This window comes from Pararhizobium sp. PWRC1-1, from assembly GCF_049897905.1.
In the GTDB taxonomy this organism is placed as follows: Bacteria; Pseudomonadota; Alphaproteobacteria; order Rhizobiales; family Rhizobiaceae; genus Pararhizobium.
Genome location: NZ_JAFCXE010000015.1, coordinates 155,266 through 175,435, shown reverse-complemented (window position 1 = coordinate 175,435; position 20,170 = coordinate 155,266). Strand labels below are relative to the sequence as shown.

Annotated in this window: 17 protein-coding genes and 1 pseudogene; 6 read left to right on the top strand and 12 right to left on the bottom strand. The window is 59.4% G+C overall.

Features of this window, described 5'->3' with window-relative positions; genetic code table 11:
* Positions 1 to 15 precede the first annotated feature (15 nt).
* Positions 16 to 327 carry a WGR domain-containing protein gene (locus ACP7E0_RS22445; protein ID WP_426127954.1) on the top strand — a complete coding sequence of 104 codons (312 nt, stop codon included), beginning with the start codon at positions 16 to 18 and terminating at the stop codon, positions 325 to 327.
* A 38-nt stretch (positions 328 to 365) separates the two neighbouring features.
* A complete protein-coding gene (locus ACP7E0_RS22440; protein ID WP_426127951.1) occupies positions 366 to 644 on the top strand; it encodes an HU family DNA-binding protein in 279 nt (92 codons plus the stop codon).
* A 47-nt stretch (positions 645 to 691) separates the two neighbouring features.
* Here ACP7E0_RS22440 and ACP7E0_RS22435 read toward each other — a convergent pair whose 3' ends face one another.
* The 6 genes from ACP7E0_RS22435 to ACP7E0_RS22410 all read right to left on the bottom strand — a co-directional run bounded on the left by ACP7E0_RS22435 (position 692) and on the right by ACP7E0_RS22410 (position 6,830).
* Positions 692 to 1,000: a DUF736 domain-containing protein gene (locus ACP7E0_RS22435; RefSeq protein WP_426127950.1), complete on the bottom strand. Its 309-nt coding sequence runs from the start codon at positions 998 to 1,000 to the stop codon at positions 692 to 694.
* 765 nt (positions 1,001 to 1,765) lie between these two features.
* Positions 1,766 to 2,701: an ArdC family protein gene (locus ACP7E0_RS22430; protein ID WP_426127948.1), complete on the bottom strand. Its 936-nt coding sequence runs from the start codon at positions 2,699 to 2,701 to the stop codon at positions 1,766 to 1,768.
* 295 nt (positions 2,702 to 2,996) lie between these two features.
* The gene (locus tag ACP7E0_RS22425; RefSeq protein ID WP_426127947.1) at positions 2,997 to 3,581 is read right to left on the bottom strand and encodes a hypothetical protein; all 585 of its coding nucleotides are present in this window, start codon (positions 3,579 to 3,581) and stop codon (positions 2,997 to 2,999) included.
* Between the two features lie 452 nt (positions 3,582 to 4,033).
* Positions 4,034 to 4,486: an aspartate 1-decarboxylase gene (panD, locus tag ACP7E0_RS22420; RefSeq protein ID WP_426127945.1), complete on the bottom strand. Its 453-nt coding sequence runs from the start codon at positions 4,484 to 4,486 to the stop codon at positions 4,034 to 4,036.
* Between the two features lie 191 nt (positions 4,487 to 4,677).
* On the bottom strand, positions 4,678 to 6,384 hold the full coding sequence (locus tag ACP7E0_RS22415) for a ParB N-terminal domain-containing protein (protein ID WP_426127943.1): 1,707 nt from the start codon (positions 6,382 to 6,384) through the stop codon (positions 4,678 to 4,680).
* 227 nt (positions 6,385 to 6,611) lie between these two features.
* Positions 6,612 to 6,830 carry a hypothetical protein gene (locus ACP7E0_RS22410; RefSeq protein WP_426127941.1) on the bottom strand — a complete coding sequence of 73 codons (219 nt, stop codon included), beginning with the start codon at positions 6,828 to 6,830 and terminating at the stop codon, positions 6,612 to 6,614.
* 90 nt (positions 6,831 to 6,920) lie between these two features.
* On the opposite strand from ACP7E0_RS22410, the gene ACP7E0_RS22405 reads away from it, so the two are divergent.
* Positions 6,921 to 8,375, top strand: a complete 1,455-nt coding sequence (locus ACP7E0_RS22405) for an ATP-binding protein (RefSeq protein WP_426127939.1) — start codon at positions 6,921 to 6,923, stop codon at positions 8,373 to 8,375.
* Between the two features lie 159 nt (positions 8,376 to 8,534).
* On the opposite strand, the pseudogene ACP7E0_RS22400 reads toward ACP7E0_RS22405, so the two are convergent.
* The 5 genes and pseudogenes from ACP7E0_RS22400 to ACP7E0_RS22380 form a co-directional block, all read right to left on the bottom strand.
* Positions 8,535 to 13,639, bottom strand: a pseudogene (locus ACP7E0_RS22400) (helicase-related protein).
* Positions 13,640 to 13,736: 97 nt separating this feature from the next.
* Positions 13,737 to 14,342: a DUF1419 domain-containing protein gene (locus ACP7E0_RS22395; RefSeq protein WP_426127937.1), complete on the bottom strand. Its 606-nt coding sequence runs from the start codon at positions 14,340 to 14,342 to the stop codon at positions 13,737 to 13,739.
* Between the two features lie 132 nt (positions 14,343 to 14,474).
* A complete protein-coding gene (locus ACP7E0_RS22390) occupies positions 14,475 to 15,410 on the bottom strand; it encodes a DUF3991 and toprim domain-containing protein (RefSeq protein ID WP_426127935.1) in 936 nt (311 codons plus the stop codon).
* A 170-nt stretch (positions 15,411 to 15,580) separates the two neighbouring features.
* Positions 15,581 to 15,763, bottom strand: coding sequence for a hypothetical protein (locus ACP7E0_RS22385; RefSeq protein WP_426127933.1), 183 nt, complete (start codon positions 15,761 to 15,763; stop codon positions 15,581 to 15,583).
* Positions 15,764 to 16,816: 1,053 nt separating this feature from the next.
* On the bottom strand, positions 16,817 to 17,314 hold the full coding sequence (locus tag ACP7E0_RS22380; protein WP_426127931.1) for a thermonuclease family protein: 498 nt from the start codon (positions 17,312 to 17,314) through the stop codon (positions 16,817 to 16,819).
* A 319-nt stretch (positions 17,315 to 17,633) separates the two neighbouring features.
* Between ACP7E0_RS22380 and ACP7E0_RS22375 the strand changes: the two genes are divergently transcribed.
* The 3 genes from ACP7E0_RS22375 (at position 17,634) to ACP7E0_RS22365 (ending at position 18,878) form a co-directional block, all read left to right on the top strand.
* Positions 17,634 to 17,954, top strand: a complete 321-nt coding sequence (locus ACP7E0_RS22375) for a hypothetical protein (protein ID WP_426127929.1) — start codon at positions 17,634 to 17,636, stop codon at positions 17,952 to 17,954.
* 130 nt (positions 17,955 to 18,084) lie between these two features.
* On the top strand, positions 18,085 to 18,318 hold the full coding sequence (gene rpsU, locus ACP7E0_RS22370; protein ID WP_209855959.1) for a 30S ribosomal protein S21: 234 nt from the start codon (positions 18,085 to 18,087) through the stop codon (positions 18,316 to 18,318).
* 53 nt (positions 18,319 to 18,371) lie between these two features.
* Positions 18,372 to 18,878 (top strand): hypothetical protein, encoded by a 507-nt coding sequence (locus ACP7E0_RS22365; RefSeq protein WP_426127927.1) that lies wholly within the window; start codon positions 18,372 to 18,374, stop codon positions 18,876 to 18,878.
* Positions 18,879 to 19,842: 964 nt separating this feature from the next.
* Here ACP7E0_RS22365 and ACP7E0_RS22360 read toward each other — a convergent pair.
* Positions 19,843 to 20,166, bottom strand: a complete 324-nt coding sequence (locus ACP7E0_RS22360) for a hypothetical protein (RefSeq protein ID WP_426127925.1) — start codon at positions 20,164 to 20,166, stop codon at positions 19,843 to 19,845.
* Positions 20,167 to 20,170: the final 4 nt, after the last annotated feature.

Genomic DNA, 20,170 nt, shown 5'->3' with positions numbered 1-20,170 from the left:
CGCGATTCTGCGCAGATGATCGTTCAACCCTATCACCTCTATGTCGAGCGCGTCGTGCCGGAGAAGAATATGGCTCGGTTTTATGCGCTCGCCGTCCAACAGACATTGTTTGGAGAAGTGCTGTTGGTGCGCAGCTGGGGGAGGATCGGAACGCACGGGCAGAAGAAAGTGCATGTCTTCAATAAGGAGAAGCATGCCGTCGGGCTTTTCCTCGAACTCCTTCGCAAAAAGCGAAAACGAGGCTATGGGCCGAAACCACCTGTGGAAATCTCACAAATCTCGTATGCGTCATCGCAGTGCGTCAATGACAAAGCCTCCTCAAGCTGAAAGGGATTCCGTCTTCATAATCGATGAGAGGGAGTTCCATGACCACCACCAATGAAATTGCCGACAAGATTGCAACCGATAACAGCCTAACGAAGGTCCAGGCCAAGGGCATCGTCGAGGCCGTGTTCCAGGCGATCGCAGATGCTGCGGGCTCCGACGCTGAAACCTCCATCCCGGGATTCGGAAAGTTCAAAGTGAAGGCATCGCCGGAACGCGAAGGTCGCAATCCCGCGACCGGCGAAAAGATGACAGTCGCGGCTTCGAAGAAGCTGACCTTTGTGCCTGCAAAGGCGCTCAAGGATGCACTGAACAAGTGATCCCGGGAGAAGGAGGGCCCCGCCTTTCGGCGGGGCCTTCGTTGCTATCAGTCCCGGTTCGGCCGGGACCAGATGAGGGAGAGGCCTTCCTCGCCTTCGACCTCGATCAGGGTCGCGTAGATCGGGGCCGGGAAGCTCGGGTCGTCGAGCTTGACAGAGAGGTAGTCGCGGCCTTCATTCGAGGTCTTCTTCCACGCGGCGCCGAACTCGACATTGCCTGCGAGGATGCGGAAGTCCGGTCCCTTCTCGGTGGTGCGCTCGACTGCGCGGACCGTTGCCTTGACGTTGAGATTGAGGGTCTTGATGGTGCCGTTGAAGCCATTGCCGGAAGCGGTGAAAGAGCCGATGGTTGCCATTGTCGTATTCCTTTTCTGTTGTTCGGGCCGCGCCCACCGCGGCCTCGATGGCTGTCGAAACGACCGGGGACGATCGGCCCGCACCTGAAAGGCCGAAACGGGAGTGGAGGACGGCCAAAGGAGAGGCTTTCTTGGCTCGCGAGGAATGGGCGCTTGGCGCGCAGGGGAAGAAAACGAGCCGGCCGTTGCGGATGCTGATCGAGCCGAGCTTCAGCTCGGCGGTTCTTCGGTCAGACATGCCCCATCGAGACCGCAGTGGGTGAGCCAGTGGCAGTTCAAAAGGAATACGGCAATGGCGTCATCGAGCGGTGATCGGTTGGAAACGGCCTGCTCCACGCTCCAGCACGCCAAGCTCACAAACGCCAGGCTTGATCCCTCGCCTCGATGCACGTGCGGAGTTGGGCCCAAGCTGTCTCTCGCTGCGTTGCCGATATGCCGCATGGCAAGCTCTCGATTGCATGGCCGCCCCATCTCAACAAGCACGCGCCGCAGATCGCATCGATCTTTCAACCGGTTTCCAGTGCGATGGCTGAGACCCGACTGCTGGTTCGCCTAGCGCTTGATGTTGGTGACGTCGCCCGACGAGGCGTGGCTCTCCGCGATGGATCATAATGGCAACCTAAGTCCAGGGTGATAAGTGACATAGAGAGCCCGCTTTCGCGGGCTGGTGACCCGGCTATTGGCGTTTTCGTCTGTCCCAATCCGAGTGACCGTAAGGATGCATTGAGCAGATGCCGGCGATTGCGGTCATCTGCTGTGAGTGGCTCAAGCTGCGTGTTGCTGCGCCATGGGTTGGAGCTCGTGGAGATAGGCGACCGCTCTTTGCGCATGCGCGGCGGCAGAGAAGACGAACCGCTTCTCGTTCTTGAGGACCGAGAGCCAGGATGCGATGTAGCTCGCGTGATCCGGTCGTGGTTCCATCTCCGGCACGATACCGAGATCGGCGCACAGGAAAACGGCGCCGAGTTCCGCGATCAGCTCTTCGCGCGCACGCTCCGACCGGTCCTTTGCAAAGCGCGACAGATCGCGGTCGAGGCGATGCTTGGCTCCAGCCCAATGAATGTGTTCATGCCCCAGGGTGGCGTAGTAGGATTCCACGTCCCGAAAGGTTTCGATCGGCGGCATCTGGATGATATCGGGGCTTGGAGCAAAGAAGGCCTTGTTGCCACCATGGCGGATCACGGCTCCCGTTGCTGCGAAAAATGCGTCCGTTGCAGCAATGGGATTGACGTCTTTCTTGGGAGTTTCGGTAAGAGAAGGCAGGTATTCATCGGGCAGATTATTGATCTGTTCGAGATTGAAGACTGTGTAGGCTTTCAAAAACGGGATGTCGCGCTCGGCCTCGTCGCCATTGTCCGCCGTTTCCGTCTTCCTGACCCGGTTCGCATAAACGACTGTCGAGCCGGTCTCGCCCCTGCGGACGTGCGCGCCGAGCGCGGCTGCCTGACGAAATGTCATCCATGTCGGAGAGCGGAAACCGCGCGAGACCGTTTCCGACCAGAGCAGCAGAACATTGATCCCGGAATAGGGCTCGCCATTGTGGCGCAATGGACGGGTAATACGACCTTCCAGATGGCCCGTGCTCCAGGGCTGCACCCAAGGGCGGACGCCCTCCTCCAGCGAGGCGATGATGCGGTGTGTGATTTTCGAATAGATGTCGACGCGGGCCACCGTATCATTCTTCCTGCTTTCCTGTTTCATTATCTTCTCCTCGATTCGACAACCGCGCCCATCGCGGTCCGTCACGGCGATCGAAGAGCGCAGGCCGGCGACGGCGCACCCGAGGTCATCAATCCGAAAAGTGCGAGTACGAGATCCGGGCCGAAACGCAGTGGAGGACGGCTTGCCGTTGCGCCGGCACCCAGCCGGCCGAAGCTAGACCGCGATCCGGAACGGACCGCTTGGGCGCTATGCCCACGCTCAAGATGCCGGCGCTTTTGGCGCCGACAGTTTCGACCGGGGAAGAGAAATGCGGGGCCGAAGCCCCGCGATCGTGCTATTCGAAAGCTGCCATCTGGGCGCTGGCGGCCTTTTGATCGACAGATGCGCCTGATTGCTCGACTGTGCGCTCGTAGGGCTTCCAGGTTTCGCCCGTAATGTCTCCGTAGGCGGAGACGGCGCCTTCGGCTGCCATTCGGAGCACGTGGGCCTGCAGGCCCATGTCGGCGGCGAATACACGCTTGCGCTGTGCCCTGCTGTCGAACCCGACAGGACCTTCAAGGTCCTCGTCACGATAGTCGTTCGAGAGTTTGGTGGTGAGGTCACGGGCCTCGGTGACCGAGCGGCTGTAGAATTGCCCCGCGCCGTAAGCAGAGCCGACGAAGGATCCGACGATGCGCTGCATGTGGATCTGCATGGCCTTTTCGGCGAGGCCGTCTTTCAGCGCCTCAGCGCTCTCGACGAGTTGGCCGCGATGGAGGTCGCGGATACCGTCACTGTCAATGACAGCAAGGCCGAAGCTTTCGGAGATGCGCAGCGCCTGGACGGTGTCAGGGCAGGCGTGCCTGACCATTTCGAGGGTGGTGGCGCGCTGGGATTTGGCGAGCCGGGCCTTTTGGGTGGAGCGAGAGTTCGTGGCCATGATGGGATCCTTTCGAGCGATGTTTCAGCAAAGCCCGCGGGTTGCCGGTCGTTTGTCCGGCTCTGTTCCTCGGTTGCGGTCGAAAGGACATGGGCGCCAGCGGTCCGGCCCAAGGTCAGGGCGCTGCAGGCTGAGCGAGGATGGGTTGCGGATGACGCGGAGCGCGCAAGCGGTCTGCGACAGACGCGACCCTTCCTTGCGAGGACGCGGCGATCCTGCCGCGACGCGGCGCGATAGCGGCCTTTGACCGGGACGCGCCCATGTCAGACCGCAGCAAAACCGAGGAGCTGAGCCCGACCTATGGCTGGCTCCAGGTGGATCTTAGGCAATAAAGGCGGAAGGTTTTCGTCATGGCCAGGGACCATCCGCAGCTCGCAGGTTCGCCCCCTGTTCATGGCAGCCTCCAGTTTCGTCAGGCCTGCCCACGACATGTGTGGAGGTGACCGGGGTTACTATGTACCGGACACGAGTAGTGGGATAGGCAGTGTCGTATTTGCCTCATCGAGGATGTCGAACGTGTATCGTCCTTGCGCATCGATATCGACCGAATAGCTCAAACGGTCCCGCACCCGATTGTCTTCGTCGAAGGTGAGCACCTTCGGCTTCAGGGACGTAATCCGCGTTTCGTCCAGATAGACCGAGTTGCAAATGATGACCTGATCACCGGGCTGACATGTGCGCGCGGCCGCTCCGTTTAGAATGCAGCACCTCGAGCCTCGTTCCCCCAGGATGACATAGGTGGAAATCCGCGCGCCGGAATTCTTGTTCCAGATCTCGACGAACTCCATGGGGAGAATACCGGCTTCTTCGCAATGGTCGGGGTCCAGCGTAATGGACCCATGGTAGTTGAGGTTCGCCTCCGTCACGGTGATGCCGTGAAGTTTCCCTGCGACCAACTTTCTCATCGTATCTCCGCCTTTTCTTCGTCGGGGCTTTATTAGAGCAAGGTCTCTCCGACTGGAAGACGTTCAAACATCCAATCCGCTCGCACTCAATGTTTCAATCCCCTACGACCGCTGTTCGCTTTGGGCTAACGTTGAAACAGGAACGCCGCCAGGCGGGCCGGGCGGCGAAGCTTTAGGTAGCGCGTGTATGCCTACTCGGCCGCCTCGCGGAAACCGTCGGCAGTGTTGTCATCAATCGGGCCGCTGTCTTCCTCGAGCCCATCACCGACGCGTTGATCCACCGCGTCTTCCGCGGTTTTGCTTCCTTCCTCTTGGGCTTCAATCGGTGCATGACGTGCCGCCCAGCCCCGGACGTCTTCGACCCCTGGCGCCATGAGCGCTGCCGGATGAACGAGCTTCGCCTCTGCGAAATGCTCCACGAGTGCCGCCCTTGTATCCTTGACCTTGATGCGACTTGGAACACCCGCTGCGTCCGCGGTTGCTTCCAGGGCATTGCGAGACAGGCATGAAAGGAAGTCCTCTGTGGCCATATTGGGGAGGAAGCCATCGGCGCCGATCGCAACGCCGGCAATGCGGGCAACGAGGCCGCTGTCGGAGCGGTTGCGCCGCAAAGACATCACCTCGATCAGGACCGATCGTGCGACTTGGATCAGTGTACCGCGATCAAGCGCCAGCTTGCCGTCCTCGCCGATGAGCCGTGCAATATTTGCTGCGCATTTGGCGGGGCCGTAGGGATTGTCCGAGGAACCGCTGGCGACGCTCACATTCGTGCCTGCAAAGGCGAGAATGAGCAGCGCCATCAGCGTGTCCTCCTCGATCGGAGCGCGCGCCAGTGCCTCATGCAGCGCATCGGTACGTAGGTCACCGATCATATCGAGATCCTTCTGCGTGACGGCAGGACGCTGCGTTGTTTCCGCAACCTCCTCGGCCGGAGCCGTGGCGCCGGCGACAGTTGCGGACTTCTTGGTTTCCGGCATGTGGTAGACGATCGACTGAACGGAGCCATCGCGCTGATTGACATACCAACCGGTCAGATCGCCTTTGCCGGGCTTTCCATGGACCTGTTGGGCCTTGGGCGGCAGCTTGCCCTGCCCATATTCATTGGCTTCGATGATCGAGCCACGCTTGGGCAGATTGTTGGCGAGCCACTCCTGCTGCGCGCCGATGAAGGCTTCGATATCGGTCGTGTAGCGACTGTCCTCGTCGGCCGGCGCAAACAGATCCTCGGTCCAGGTGATGCCGTATGCTTGCGCCAGATCCGCGCCGAAGCTGGCATGTTTTGCCAGCATGCGGGTTTCGGTCAGCGCCCGGGCGACTTCCCACCACGAAACTTGGGGGTCTTGTTTCTTCGGCTTGTATTTCTTCCAGACTTCAACCTGTTCATCCTGGGACGCCGCGGCAATGGTGCGCAGCTGCTGCTCGTTCGGCATATCCCCACGTGCCATCTGGTCGAGCATTCCAGGCAGGATATTGGCCAGCAGCCGCAGCTTGCGGATCTGGCGAACCGGCAGCGCGAGTGCCAGAGCGATTGATTCCTCGGTCCATCCCAGTGCGACCAGGCGTTCGATGGCCCGCCATTGATCGACGGGGTTGAGCGGCTCGCGGGCGATGTTTTCAGCGAAGGACTGCATGGCGCCGAGATCGTCTGAGGGCTCGGCAAGGAGTAATGGAATCTCGGCCAAATCTGCGGCGATAGCCTGTGACGTTCGGCGATGGCCAAAGACGATGATGTAGCTGTTGCCGCCGTCCGGATCGAGTTTGACGATGGGTGGCTGCACGACGCCGATCGCCTTGATCGATGCGCAAAGTAGCGCGTCGGACTGCGGTGAGGATTTCGACTGGCGGGACCTGTTGGGATTGTCCTTCAGGCTGCGCGGATCGGCTGTAATCAACTGCATGGGAATCACCTTTCGGTTTGGGCGGACAGGCTGTCCTTGCCTTCTCATCTTCTTCTCGAAGACATTTCCCGAACCGCGGGACGGACCGGCGGCTGCAATTGCGCCGGAGCGGGCCTGGCGTGCGGACAAGCGAGGCACAACTTGCCTTGCGAAGGACGCCGGCCCGGCCTGGCGACCGGGGCGCTTGAGGGAACCGTCAGCCGTTGCGCCGAGCTGCGAAAGGTTTTTCAAGGTCTCCATTTTTTCCGATATAACCCCCTCTCCTCTGCCTTTCCTAAATCTTTGTTTTCAAATGTTATTTTTATAGGATTGGTATTACGCACCTGAATGTCGATAAAAGGGGGATATAAACGATCAGGCGGGAAATGGCTCTGACCCGACACTTCAAAACGGCTTGCGACAAAAGCACGATATAACGTATGCCCTCTTCCAAGATCATATTGCATTGTTTTTACTTAGTATTTTCAAGAATCTATGCGTAAACAGCCAGACAAAAGCGCCGAATCTGATATAAGGGGGATAAAAGGAGTTCTCGAATGCCGATCCATAATCCCTGTGCGCTACTTGATCGCCTAATACAGGAGCCGAACGAAAGCACATGGCTCGAATTCAAGGTCAACAACAAGGACCCCCGTGAGATCGGCGAATATGTTTCAGCGCTAGCAAACGCTGCAATGCTCGCCGGCAGGGACCGTGCGTTCCTGGTCTATGGCATTCAGGACAAAACCAGGGAACGGGTCGGTACAGACCTGCGCCTGCAGCAACTCAAACACGGCAACGAAGACTTTACCAATTGGCTGAGCCGCATGATCGAACCGCGGATCATGCTGGACGTTCTGGATGTCGATTGTGACGGACTGGCGTTCTCCATTATCGCAATTGAACCTTCCTACGAGCGGCCGGTGAAGTTCAGCGGCTCGGAATTCATCCGCATTGGCGAAAACAAGAAGAAACTCTCCGATTTTCCTGAACACGAGAGAGCGCTGTGGATCGCCACTGGCCGCAGGCGCTTCGAAAGTGCGGTCGCAGTTTCAAACGCCAACGCGGATGACATATTTAACAAGCTTGATCCTGATCCCCTGTTTGAGTTGACCGGGGATCCCCGCCCGAAAAACCCGGATGAAATCATTCGCAAGATGATTGAGTATGGCTTCCTGCTCGATAACCTGGAAGGGCGCTTTGACATCACAAATCTTGGCGCGATTCTGCTCGCGCGCGATGTCACTCTTTTTCCTTCCATCGCCGGGAAGGCGGTTCGGATTATAAAATATATCGGACGCGACAAGTCCAAGTCAGATTTCGAACATGAAGGAAAGAAGGGCTACGCTGTCGGTTTTACCGGGATGATGAAATTCCTGATGGATCGTCTGCCGAAGGAAGAACGATATATCAATGGCGTAAGGCGCATGGTGCCACACTTCCCGGAAACCGCGATTCGCGAGGTGATTGCCAATGCGATGATCCATCAGGATTTCACCATTGGTGGCGTCGGGCCTGTCGTGGAGATTTACGAAAACCGTATTGAGGTAACCAATCCAGGAAACTCGCTCATCGCCACAGATCGGATTCTCGACGAAAGACGATCGCGAAACGAAAAGCTCGCATCCACCATGCGCGCCTTCGGCCTCTGCGAGGAACGAGGCGGTGGTCTCGACAAGACCCTGATCGAAATAGAAGCAGATCACCTGCCGCCCCCGGATTTCATTTCATCGGAAAATTCGATGCGCGTGGTTCTGTTCGCGCCACGGCCGTTTAACCAGATGTCAAAAGCCGAGAAGATGCGAGCTTGTTTCTTCCATTGCGTCCTTCGTTGGTTGACCCATGACTATATGAGCAACGCGACACTGCGGGACCGATTCTCACTGGCTGCAGAAGACTATCAGGCGGTTTCCGCAATAATTGCCGAGTCCATCAAGCTCGGCCGGATTGCTCCTGCAGACCCCGACCAGGGAAAAAGAAACGCGCGCTACGTGCCATATTGGGCCGTCTAAAACGAAAAGGCGCTCGACCCTTTCGGGGAGCGCCTTTTCAGACCCGGACAACTTCGAACGCGCGGCGATCGCCACTGCAGGAGGTTATCGAAACGGGTGATGACCGGGAGATAGGATGGAGCGGCCGTTGTTTCAAGAGGCCATATCAGCAACCTGTGTCTAAGCCGCCACGCGGCCAATGTCTGCCACCTGGCCATCGCCGTCTCCGTCATCGGTCGCCGCCAGATCCTTCTCGATCTCCGCAATTTCCAGCAGCTTCAGTTCAAGTTCCGGCTCCAAGGCAAAACCCTCGCCCAAGCGAGGCCGATATGATGCCAGGCGTCGATGCGCGTCCGCCAACCGATGCCGATAGCTGTCCCGCTCGCTATCGAAGTTCGAAAGTCCATGCTCCAGTCGCGAAACCGCACCAAGCGGCGTGACTGTCACCGGCAACTCGATCTCATAGCCGGGGCCTGTGCGCAGGAGCATGGCCGCGTAGCGATATCCGTCCCTGCCGAAGCGCTCGCCGGAAAATTCCAGATCGAAACCGCCGATCGAAGCGACGACAATATCACCTTCGTGCTGGAGCTGAACCAGGGTCAGAATCTCTTTCATCAATGCCCTGCCCGCCAGCTTACGCTGATCGAACACCATGCCGCCGACGTCCATTGCGAAGGCATCACCAGATGTCGGAATAAGCCGTTCCATGTCGCTGCCGATGTCCCCGATGCGACGGGCCGAGTTCTCGATGTCGCGCTCGGCATCGCGAATCTGCCTGCGAATGGCGTGCTGATCGTCGATATGGGCAGCACGCAGCCGGTCCAGGCGAGCGATCTCGGATTCGATCCCTGCCTTCTGCATCAACCGGGGATCGCCGGAAGCAATTGCCTTGGCCATAGCGAACTGGTTGGCCTGCCTCTCACCCATGTCCTCCAGCCGGCGAACACTGATGTCCCCGGAAAGAGCGGCTGCAATGAAGCGAGCCTTGCGCTCGTTGTTCTGCCACATGGTGGCATCGAGGGAACCAAGGGTCGCATAGGCAAAGACGTCGACCTCGTCGTGCTGATTACCCTGGCGGATGATGCGACCTTCGCGTTGCTCGATCTGCGAGGGCAGCCACGGCACGTCGAGATGGTGCAGCGCCTTCAGCCGTGCCTGCACATTGACGCCGGTGCCCATGGTCTCGGACGAGCCGATGATGAAGCGGATCTTGCCGGCGTTGAAATCGTTGAAAAGCCGCTGCTTTGCCTCGGATTTCTTGAAGTCCTGCATATAGGCGATTTCCGCCGCCGGCACGCCCATATGAACGAGTTGGTCGCGGATCCAGCGATAGGCGGAAAAGCCGCGCGACCCCTCAACCGAGATTGTACCGAGATCCGAGAAGATCAACTGTCCGGCGCCCAGCCGTTCGAAAGGCCTTCCGTCCTTGCGGCGATATTCGGCCTCGCCCGTCTCCTTCCAGATGCGAAAGGCATTGCGGACGAGCGCGTTGAGCTTGTTGCCCTCTTCATTGTCGTTGGCAGGATCCACCAACCGCAGATCGATCGCGGCATGGCGGCCATCGGTGATGACGGAGAGGAGAATGTCGTCGCCGGGTTTGGCCGGCCCGTCGCGCATCTCGATCGTCTTGATGCGTGCATCGAGCTGTTTCTGATAGGCCTTGAAGGCGACGGTCGGTTCAGCGGTGACAATCTTGCGTTTGCCGCCAGAAATCTCCGGCACCTTCACGTAAGTCCTGAGATCGGCCGGCAGCACAACGTCGGCAAAGGAGCGGAACATTGCGATCAGTTCCGGCACGTTGACGAACTGGCTGAAGCGCGTGACCGGCTTGTATTTGCCGGAGGGTTGCAGTTCGAGTTCAGTTGAGGTGTCGCCGAACGTCGAAGCCCAGGCGTCGAATTCGTGCAGACCTCGCTCGGACAACGCCGCATTATCCATCATTCGCTGGACGGAGAACATCTCTCCGAGCGTATTGGTAATCGGTGTGCCGGACGCCAGCACCAGCGCCCGGCCCGGGTTCTTCGTCTCGACAAAGCGGGATTTGACGAACAGATCCCAGGCGCGCTGCGAGCCGTTCGGATCGACGCCGCGCAGCGTCGACATGTTGGTGGCGAAGGATAGCTTGCGGAACTCCTGCGCCTCATCGACGATGATCTGGTCGATGCCGATCTCAGAGATCGTCAGCAGGTCGTCCTTGCGGGTCGAGAGAGCCTCAAGCCTTTCCTTATGACCCTCCTTCATGCGTTCGATGCGCTTGCGTGAGAGCCGGTCCTGGCTATGGACCTTGGTGAGCAGGTCCTCGTAGAGCTCCAGTTCGTCCTGGATCATCTGTGCCTCGAAGGCGGATGGCACCGAGATGAACCGGAAGGCTGAGTGGGTGATGATCACCGCATCCCAGTTGGCCGTCGCCGCGCGCGAGAGGAAGCGGTGCCGCTTTCCCTTGACGAAGTTGGTCTCGTCGGCGACGAGGATGCGGGCATTCGGGTAAAGCGCCAGAAACTCCCGTGCCGCTTGCGCCAGGCAATGCCCGGGTACGACGAGCATCGCCTTGTTGATCAGCCCGAGCCGGCGCTGCTCCATGACGGCGGCAGCCATCGTCAGCGTCTTGCCGGCGCCGACGGCATGGGCAAGGTAGGTGGTTCCTGCCGAGATGATCCGCCAAATGCCGCGCTTCTGATGCCCATAGAGAGAAAAGGCGCCTGAGGCGCCGGGAAGTTGGAGATGATCGCCGCTGAAGTGCCGCGGCGCGATGTTGTTGAAGGTGTCGTTATAGACCCGCGCCAGCCGGTCGGTGCGGTCGGGGTCCGACCAGATCCACGACTGGAAAGCGGCCTTGATCTTGGTGAGCTTTTCCTTGGCCGCTTCCGTCTCCACCGTATTGAGGATCCGGCGTTCGGTCTCGCCATCGCGGATGGTATCGAAGATCTGAGGGACCGATGAGTTCAAGGCATCGGACAAGAGCTCGCCGGCGTGCCGGCGATGGGTGCCCCATTCGGTGGGGCCGGCGGCCGACCACTCCAGCTGCCGGGCATTGACGGTCCAGGTCGCCAGTTCCGGCAGGTGATGGATGGAGATATCGGCCTCCATGGTCTCTCTGACGAAGGCAACGACATCGTCGGCCGGGATCCAAGGGGCGCCTAGCCTTGCGGTAATATTTGATGGCCGCAGATCGGCCGGCTGGACCCGCTCCAGAGCAGTGACGTTTCGCTGGAATGCAGGATCGAGCGCCGCGGCTGCCTCAGCTTTTGCCAGCTTCGATCGGACCGCACCGGACAAATAGGCGTCGGCCATGGCCCAAGCGCCTGTCGCCGGATCCTGAAAGATCGCGTCCCCAGTTCCTCTGTGACTTCGGCAACGTCCCGATGTAGAAGTTCGGCGATATGATCGGGATCAACATGGCCGCGCTCGTTGAGAACGACGGCGAGCGCGTCGAGCGCCGAACTGATCACCGGCGCCGGCGGTGGTGAAATTACCCGCTCGGAAAAAATCGGACCGGGTTTTGCGGTGTTGGTCTCGAGGTCATAGTCCTCGATCGAGGCGACCAGCCAGCAATCCGGATCATCGAGAAAGGGCAGCAGGTTCGGGCGCCGATGGGTTTCGCGGATTTCTCCGGTTTCCGGATCTTCCGATGTCGACACGGTGGTGAAATTGATTGGGCCGAACTCACGCACGAAGCTCGACCAGGCGATGCGAAGACTGACCTGCGCCGGTTTCCAAGGCAAGTCACGCTCCTGAAGCTTCAGGACACTTCGAACCGCATCGCGGATCGGGATCAGCTTGCGGATGATGCGCGCATGTTTGGCAAAGACACCGTCGCCCGCCCTCCCCTTTTTAACATCGACGGGAACGGCGAGACCATCGACGACTTGCATGAGGGCCGTGCCCTTGCCGATGAAGTAGCTGCCCTCTCGGACCCTCGGATCGTCGGGCCGCTCAGCCATGGCGTCGGCAACTTCATCCTCCATCTCAAAATCGACGGACTCGGGCTCGCCACCGTAGATAGCGGCCGGAAGCCGCTCGATGGCCTCGGACAGTGCGGTTTCCAGATCGCAGCCCAGCGGCAGGCAGGTGTAGGTTTCGCCGTATTGCCCAGAAACGATCGCGTGCTTTCCGAGCACCATGTCCGGGTAGTTGGAGAACCACTGATTGATCCGGATTGCCGGCTCGCCATCGACGGCTGGCCGAACCTCGGCCAGGTTAAGCCACGCATCATCACCGACGGGCTCGTCTTCCCGACGCTTGCGGAAGAACAGGATATCGACGACGACATCCGTTCCGGCATCCGCTCGAAAGCTTTTCTCTGGCAACCGGATGGCACCGACTAGATTTGACATGCTGGCGATGTGCTGACGCGCCCGGGCGTCGGCCTTGTCCATCGTGCCCGCGGACGTCACGAAGGCTGCAAGCCCGCCAGGTTTCAGCCGGTCGACCGCCTTGGCGATGAAATAGTCGTGGAGACGGAAGCCATGCGTCCGAAACGCTGGATCGCTGCGGACGGTGCGATCGGAGAACGGCGGGTTGCCGATCGCCAGATCGAAGTGATCAGGCAGTTCGGTCCTTGCGAAATCTCCGGTGATGATCTTGGCCCGCGGCTGCAGCAAGCGAACGATGCGAGCGGTCACCGGATCGAGTTCGATGCCGGTGATATGGCTGGTGCGGGAGAGCGTGTTCGGCATCAGCGCCGGAAACATGCCGGTCCCGATCCCCGGCTCGAGGACTCGGCCGCCGGTAAATCCAAATCGCACCAGCGCCGACCACATGGCGCGGACAATGAATTCCGGCGTGAAATGGGCATATTGGGTGCAGCGGGCGAGCGACGCGTAGTCCGCCGCACTGACTAAAGACTCCAATTCGTCGGCTAGTCCGTCCCAGCCCTCGCGAAACTCTTGGACGCCGGGCCGACGGAACATGCCGTTGGCAAGATCCGATGCGCCGAAGCCGGTGAAGCGGATCAGCTTATCCTGCTCCTGTGGACGCGCCGGCCGATTCTGGCGCTCAATCTCGGCCGCCATCTGGATCGCCGCTATATTGTCGCGCGCCCGCTCGCGCCATGTGCGGGAGAGAGTGCGCGATCCTTCCAGGCGAAAGTCGATCTTCGCCGCCATCGAGGTTTTAGATTTAGGCGTTGCAGGCGCCGGCAGTGCCGGCGCTGGTGTTGCTGGCGGCGGGTCGTCGTCGGTGCCATCGCCAAATGCTGGGGCAAAGGCCGTGACGCCAAGGTTCAAGCTGGATGTCAGAGCGGTGTTCCCGAACAGGTCGAGCGTGAAGGGATCGTCATGCGCCATGGAAAACTCCCTGGAAAAGGCGCGCCTGAGCACACTCGCCCGGAGGCAAGGTGGCAAAGGCGGGATGAAGGGGATTGAAAGAGGTGCTGGCTGCCCGTCAGGCAGCGATGGTTTCCGGCAGAAGCCGGAACTGAACCGGCAGCTTGGCGGTGATCTCCTCGTCGGTCAGATCGTCGAGCAGTTTCCAGATCTTGCCTTGGGCCGCGGGATAGACGAGCACGATCTGGCGGTTGCGCAGATTGGCGGGGAAGCGTGAATCGGCGTAGGCACGGAAGTCAGCCCCCGTGGTGCTCCAGATATGATCGAGCTTCTCTTGGGCGCTCATCGCTCGGACCGGCCGTGATTCCCGGGCGACAATCTCGGCGCGCATGCGGCTGGGCGAGCCGTGATCGACCAGGTCGCAATAGCCGTGAAACCAGCGGAAACGGTCGTCGATCTTCAGCGCGAAGAACAAGCTGGTAACGCTTGCCGCCTGAAACTCGCTCATGGCGAAGATGTCGCCACGGATGAACAGCGGCGGTAGGATCTCGAACATGTGGTCGTGGTCGGCCTCGGTGATTTCGAACCATTCGCCGGCGTAGCGGCGGCCCGATAGCCGGTCATCGTCAAACGGCGACTGGCTGTGGCGGTTGAACAGCGCGTACATCTCGTGGCGGCTGGCAACGCCTTCGAACACTTTTCGGATGGCTGGAGGATTGAACATCTGCGGCTCCTTGAAAGGTTTCGGCTGAAGCAAGAAGTCCGCTCGACCTCATCTTCAGTCCTTTGATCACCTCTCCTCGGCCGGCGCCTCGCGGGCGGCGGGTCAAGGGCCGCTCATCGAGCGGGCGAAGCTTCACTCTTGATGCGCTGACGGCGTATGCGGCAGCTTTCCCTTCTCCGTCCTTTCCTTCAATTCCTCATTCCAATCCTCGGCGCGTGGCCTCAGCCGAGAGAAGACGCATCCGGCGACCTCCGCCATCTTCCGGATACGGTCTGCAAAGACCGCGCCTTGCTCGTTATTGTCCGTCGCTGCGATAAGCTGTGTGTTTCGCTGGGATGCGAGCGTCTCTAGCGCCTGAGCGGTCAGCGGCGACCAGCCGCCGCCGGTGCTCACATAGAGCGTGTCACCTCTTGCCTCCTCGATTGCTGCCAAGCTCATCGCGTCGATCGCCGCCTCCGTCACGCAGATGCGCCGCGCCGTTGTCACACCGAACCGGAAAAGCTGCTTGGCGCCCCCGGTCGCAAAACCCCGCCAATCGGGTCCGCGTTCTTCCCATCCGACGACCTGGTCTGCGCCATCGGCGTGTTTTGCCCACATGCTGCCATACGGGCCTTCACGGATGAGATCAGCATCAATTGCCTTGCAGACGATATGCCAGGGAATGGCACGGCTTTGGGTCAGATAAGACCAAGTGGCAGAAGCGCGCCACGGGCGCTTGCGCTGTTCCCATCGTTGCGTGATCGTCGCGTTACCGGTCAGAACGCGCGATGGCCGCTCCCAAGCCGGCAGCGTGGGCTGATAGGCGACAAGTCCACCAACCGCCGCGAGCGCTTCGGAAAACCCGCCGCCAATGAGATAGATCGCAAGCGCGAAGACATCGCCCTTGGCGTCTGAGCGTGCGTCGAACCAGCCTTTGTCGTCGTGAATGACGATAATGATGTCGTCGTCTCGCCGGAACTTGACGGCGCGGCGCGTGCTCTCCTTGAGATCAATCGCGAAGCCTTCGTGTTCCAGCACGGCGGCACAGCCGACCCGCACCCGAAGGGCTTCGATTTCAGCCTTCTCCATGTTGACTACCCTTCTCCTTCATTGCGTTTCCTGACCAAGCGTCTCACCGGCGCGAAGACCCAAGCGCGCAAGGGCGCGGTTCACAACTCCCAAAAATGCGAGTAAAGCTCGCGGCGAAGCATCCCTTGCGCGCGCGGAGCGCAAGCGGCATCTCCGAACGGGGAACCGGCTCAATGAGCCGGTCCGTATGCGAAGGGGTCGTATTCGTGGATGATGGCGTCTTCATCGCCATCATATTCGGCGGAAGGCATGACGCCGATCTCTCCCTCCACCTTAAAGAGGGTGACCGGAACCATCAGGGTCCGGGCAAGATCGAGTGCGTGTTTCTGTGCGATGCTGAGATCGTGCGACATATGTGGCTCCATCCGTTGGCGGGGCCAATCCCCGCTCGATGGCGCCCGTTTGTCCGGGCTCGGCCGCGGTCACCTCGAAGGCGCAGCCGAGAGGTCGCAGGAACTGCGAACCCCTTGCGGGTTGACCGTCCAAGGACGGGACTGGATTAGGGATGCCAGACAAAAGAGCGGGGTTGGAAATGCCAAAGGTGGAGTGCGGCTGTTTTTGAGCTGATCTGCATGACCCGCTTCCCTGATCGGGCGCCTTACCTGTCCGGATGCAATAACGGGTGGAGTTGCCGTCGCCGGCTTGTTGCTTGGAGCTACGCTGGGTGTTGCTAGACGCATCCGATTGTTGGTCGCGTCAGGGATGTTTACAGGGCAAAAGAAATGCGGCGATGATCGCCGCATACGCAAAGTTCCCAAGCCGTGCGTTTGATGCAGAGGTTCAGGGCTTCACTTAAAATGGATGCAGCTCAAGCTCTGAAACGATCGAATGCTGTCACGCGTGTGGTTTGCGGGTCGGCATCCGGGGATGGGATAGATCTCGGTCCGGAACCAGGAAACGCGGTCAGCGATGCTTGAGATATTCGACGGGTTGGTGATGTGATGAGCCCGCGAAGGGCGCGAGCTATGGCGGGACTCCGACGTCCGGTTGCCTTCGATGCCGAGATGCGTTCGGCTTCAGTCTGAGCGATTACTTCTTCAGATAGCTTTTCTTGCCGCTATCTGACAGGCAGTAGTGCCCACCCCTCGGTCCAACGCAAAACCGTCCCGAGCGGCACGAGCAGTCGGCGGATAACGCCGGCGTCATCTCTTGTGAAGGTGAACTCATCAGACCCGCTCCACCCATGATGGCTGCGCAGGACTTCTTGCTGGCGCTGACGGACCCATCTCTGCAGATGAACGTCTCTCCCTGGCAGCGATCGACGCCACCTTTGCGACCGCTGCAGGGCGTGTTCGCGCCGTGAGCGGAGAGCGGTGCGAGGATCAACATAACTGCAAATATCGCCGGCAGCCACCTTGCCCGGATAGCAAAATGGCGGTGGACGATTTGCATTCCGTTTCGTGCTGTCAGCACCATGGTTCGCGCCTGCCGGTCCAGGTTCGTGCCAAACCCTCCGTCACCAGCTGGTTTCCCAACGACCGTCCGCCCCGCATGATCACGCGAAGTTTTCGGCCATATTTGTCTTCGTCCCGGTTCTCAAACGCGGCGAGATCGAAGGCGCCGGCGTTGAGCATCTCGCGCAACCGCAGTTTCGTCCTTTCGCCAAGAGCTTTTTCGGAAGCACATTTGGGTTCGCCGATTTCCGGGGCATCGATATCGGCCACTCTGATCTTTGTGCCATCGAGCCAGAACGTGTCGCCGTCCACGACGCAGGTCACGCGTACGGGGCCACTGCATATGCTGAACTGCTTGGAGATATACTCGCCACTCGCGCTGGCAGGCATAGGGCTATAGGCGCCAAAACCGAGGCCACACATCAACGCGAGCCCCACCGCTGCCATTTCGGCGGGTTTTACGTCCCACCTCGACTTTTTCGCTGGCTGAAACTTCAATATTTTGGTCATCAATGCCCCCATATTCAGGTTGTAGGGCATGCAGCTTTAGGATGCGTTACCGTCATCGTGAACGGATTGCCTTTGCATTTTTCCCAAACAGAACCTCCTGATGTGTCTCTTCGCCAATTATTCGCGCTATTGGTTTGCGTGTATCCGCCGCTACCCCTTAGACGAAGTCTCGGCCACCCCAAAGCGCGACGGCCCGCCGGTCACACTTTAACCGCACGCAGCGTCAAGAATACCACAGGGTGCTGGGACCGCTGGGGCGCAAGGACATTCCAGACGCCACACCTGTGTTCGGGCAAACCAAGCATAGCATGAGGGTCAGATGTCAGCTGAGGTCAGACGAAGAGCTGCGGAGAATGCGTTTCAGCGAGCGCGGGATGCAGGCCACGCCGTTGAACAGGACGACCGTTTCCACGCATGGATCGAAGAATGGATTGCCGGGCATCTCGACATGCCGGAGGTTGCCCGGCGTTACCGCTCCCTCGTCCGCGAACGATCCGCCGCGCATCGCGTCACCGCCGCTGCAGCAATAGCAGCAGAACATATTCCGAACACGGACGAACCTGCAACCGGACAGCCCCTCGACCTTGAAACGGAGATCAATCGGTTGATGGATGAGGGTGGGCGAACTCCGGAAAATTAAATCTTCCTGGTTCCGGATAATTTTGCACGTTGATCGCCGAAAAATCGTGGGCTGCCCGCTAGTAAAGTCCGGGCAAAACGTTAAATTGCCGCCGGTCCCTTGCAGAATTGCAAGCGTCGAAAGGTTTCAAATGCAGGTATTGGTTCGCGACAACAATGTTGATCAGGCGCTTCGCGTCTTGAAGAAAAAGCTCCAGCGTGAAGGCGTCTTCCGGGAAATGCGACTGCGGGAAGCCTTTGAGAAGCCGTCGGTGAAGAAGGCGCGCCAGAAGTCCGAGGGCATCAGCCGCCAGCGCAAGCTTGCTCGCAAGCAACTCCAGCGGGACGGTCTCCTGCCGGCTCCAAAGAAGAAACCGGCTTTATAAGCTGTACACTTTAGCGATGATCCGCGTTTTCTCCGGACGTGACGACGACGTTCATGGAACGGAGCGTCACGAGCCCTATCGACCGTCCCGTTTTTCTGGCGTCCATGGCCGTATTTTTCAGAAATTCCATCACCGACGCCACAGCATTCCAAATGATTGAGGAACGGCTGTCGAGCGGAAACGATTTCGACGGGTACTTCAATGTGTACGGCTTGGACGAGGAGCTTACTGTCTCCAGGACTCCGGCCATGAGCTCCGCAGAGTTTAGAGAGCACGTGACGGATGCCTTTCGGTCGATCTGGCAGACGACACGTTTTTGGCTGGTCTACCAGCGTAGCGACAACCGCAACGACCTCGGCATCAACGAAATCAGAAACGCGGCTATCAGGTTGAGCGGCAGCTATCTGGAAACAGCTGTCGTCACTCTCTGCCTGCTCGGACGCATCGACAATAAAAACGATCTCGAGCTGATTTTCCTGTGCTTCCGGGTAGAGACCGAACGCCGCAATTTTCGCGTCCGATATGAAGGAAAGTTCGTGCCCGATGCACAGCAAGGCTGACGAGCATCTTGCCGATGCAAGGGTGCGAACATCAGCACTGACGCCGAACCAGATGCCAGGTGATGTTCGCTGGACTTCGTCTCGGACGAGTTCACCGAAGGGTGCGGGTTCCGGCGGATGTGGATGAGCGCAAGCATTATCGTGCGATCTCCCCGTGACGCTGAGCGATCTGCCGTTCGGTCTTTGGCCATATTTGCCAGCACGGGCCAAGGATTCACACACGTCGCACCTGCGGTTTTGACGTCAACCGACGCGGAAAATGTATTATTCGTCGGCTAAGCCTGCCCATGCCGCCGAACAGCGCAAGAAGAGCATATCGGAGAACCGAGCATAGCGGTAGCATAGCCACGGTTCGGGAATTCGCGCATGCAACTTCGGTTCTCGGGGTAGCCGCAGGAGATTTAGCGTAGCGCCGCCACCCCGGCGGAAATCGGGACCGACTGCCCCCGAAGTTGTATTCCGCATCCGACTTGGCCTGGGATTCATCGTTTCTGCGAAATCTACGACTGGGCCTTTTTGTCAAACGTCTGTTGACGACCCGTTATTTACTTCGGATGGGATAACGGTGGTTCTTGGACCTGGAGTGGAACCGCCTTCTTACTGGCGGCGGCAAGTCGTAAGCGCGCGTGGGTGTCGTCGCTTGTGCGTGTCATTCCCATTTTCCCCTTTGTTACCGTAACCAACCCGCGGAACTCGGCAAGGTTCCGCGGGCCCGCGATCCGCAGCGCGGGGACGAGGATGTACGACCCTGTGATTTGCACGACAGAAATGGGAAAGCCGCGTCGACGCCACATGAGTGAAAGCGTCATTTTCTCTACCCGATGAACGTGTAGGTCCGCTCGCGGGATCGGTGGCGTTTGCTCCATGGTTCCGCAGCCACTGGCCACACCGGACCGCAGGCGAAATGAAAGCAGTCAACAGGTTGAAAACGGCATGAATGAGCACGACGACACTGTAGTCGGCATCAACCCGAACTGTCGAAACCACAGCACCGAGCGCGGCCGGAAGACCGCCCCATGGGCTCGGCCGAGGGAAACAGGATTTTAGCTCCGACCTCGGTATCGCGAAGCTCGGATCGAGCCGCGACAAAGTTCTTGAACGCGTTTACCGTCTCCGCCGGGACAAGAACTCTGAGATCGCCGCTTTGAACGAGTTGTTCCAAGTCTTTTCCGTGTTGCGCGTCGCGGACGGCGTCGAGTATGTCGAACAAATCCTTCAGCCTAAGCTCGACCGGATCAGTGCCAGTCATGAAAACGGGTTTCTGACCCGTAGTCGATTTGAGTGCCATCGTT

What these genes read in the sequence shown, in the direction of transcription:
- panD (WP_426127945.1), bottom strand. Translation starts at nt 4,486, where the DNA reads ATGAGAAAGTTGGTCGCAGGGAAACTTCACGGCATCACCGTGACGGAG.
- rpsU (WP_209855959.1), top strand. Translation starts at nt 18,085, where the DNA reads ATGCAGGTATTGGTTCGCGACAACAATGTTGATCAGGCGCTTCGCGTC.
- ACP7E0_RS22360 (WP_426127925.1), bottom strand. Translation starts at nt 20,166, where the DNA reads ATGGCACTCAAATCGACTACGGGTCAGAAACCCGTTTTCATGACTGGC.
- ACP7E0_RS22390 (WP_426127935.1), bottom strand. Translation starts at nt 15,410, where the DNA reads ATGGAGAAGGCTGAAATCGAAGCCCTTCGGGTGCGGGTCGGCTGTGCC.
- ACP7E0_RS22395 (WP_426127937.1), bottom strand. Translation starts at nt 14,342, where the DNA reads ATGTTCAATCCTCCAGCCATCCGAAAAGTGTTCGAAGGCGTTGCCAGC.
- ACP7E0_RS22440 (WP_426127951.1), top strand. Translation starts at nt 366, where the DNA reads ATGACCACCACCAATGAAATTGCCGACAAGATTGCAACCGATAACAGC.
- ACP7E0_RS22410 (WP_426127941.1), bottom strand. Translation starts at nt 6,830, where the DNA reads ATGCAATATGATCTTGGAAGAGGGCATACGTTATATCGTGCTTTTGTC.
- ACP7E0_RS22430 (WP_426127948.1), bottom strand. Translation starts at nt 2,701, where the DNA reads ATGAAACAGGAAAGCAGGAAGAATGATACGGTGGCCCGCGTCGACATC.
- ACP7E0_RS22435 (WP_426127950.1), bottom strand. Translation starts at nt 1,000, where the DNA reads ATGGCAACCATCGGCTCTTTCACCGCTTCCGGCAATGGCTTCAACGGC.
- ACP7E0_RS22365 (WP_426127927.1), top strand. Translation starts at nt 18,372, where the DNA reads ATGGAACGGAGCGTCACGAGCCCTATCGACCGTCCCGTTTTTCTGGCG.
- ACP7E0_RS22385 (WP_426127933.1), bottom strand. Translation starts at nt 15,763, where the DNA reads ATGTCGCACGATCTCAGCATCGCACAGAAACACGCACTCGATCTTGCC.
- ACP7E0_RS22405 (WP_426127939.1), top strand. Translation starts at nt 6,921, where the DNA reads ATGCCGATCCATAATCCCTGTGCGCTACTTGATCGCCTAATACAGGAG.
- ACP7E0_RS22445 (WP_426127954.1), top strand. Translation starts at nt 16, where the DNA reads ATGATCGTTCAACCCTATCACCTCTATGTCGAGCGCGTCGTGCCGGAG.
- ACP7E0_RS22425 (WP_426127947.1), bottom strand. Translation starts at nt 3,581, where the DNA reads ATGGCCACGAACTCTCGCTCCACCCAAAAGGCCCGGCTCGCCAAATCC.
- ACP7E0_RS22375 (WP_426127929.1), top strand. Translation starts at nt 17,634, where the DNA reads ATGTCAGCTGAGGTCAGACGAAGAGCTGCGGAGAATGCGTTTCAGCGA.
- ACP7E0_RS22380 (WP_426127931.1), bottom strand. Translation starts at nt 17,314, where the DNA reads ATGACCAAAATATTGAAGTTTCAGCCAGCGAAAAAGTCGAGGTGGGAC.
- ACP7E0_RS22415 (WP_426127943.1), bottom strand. Translation starts at nt 6,384, where the DNA reads ATGCAGTTGATTACAGCCGATCCGCGCAGCCTGAAGGACAATCCCAAC.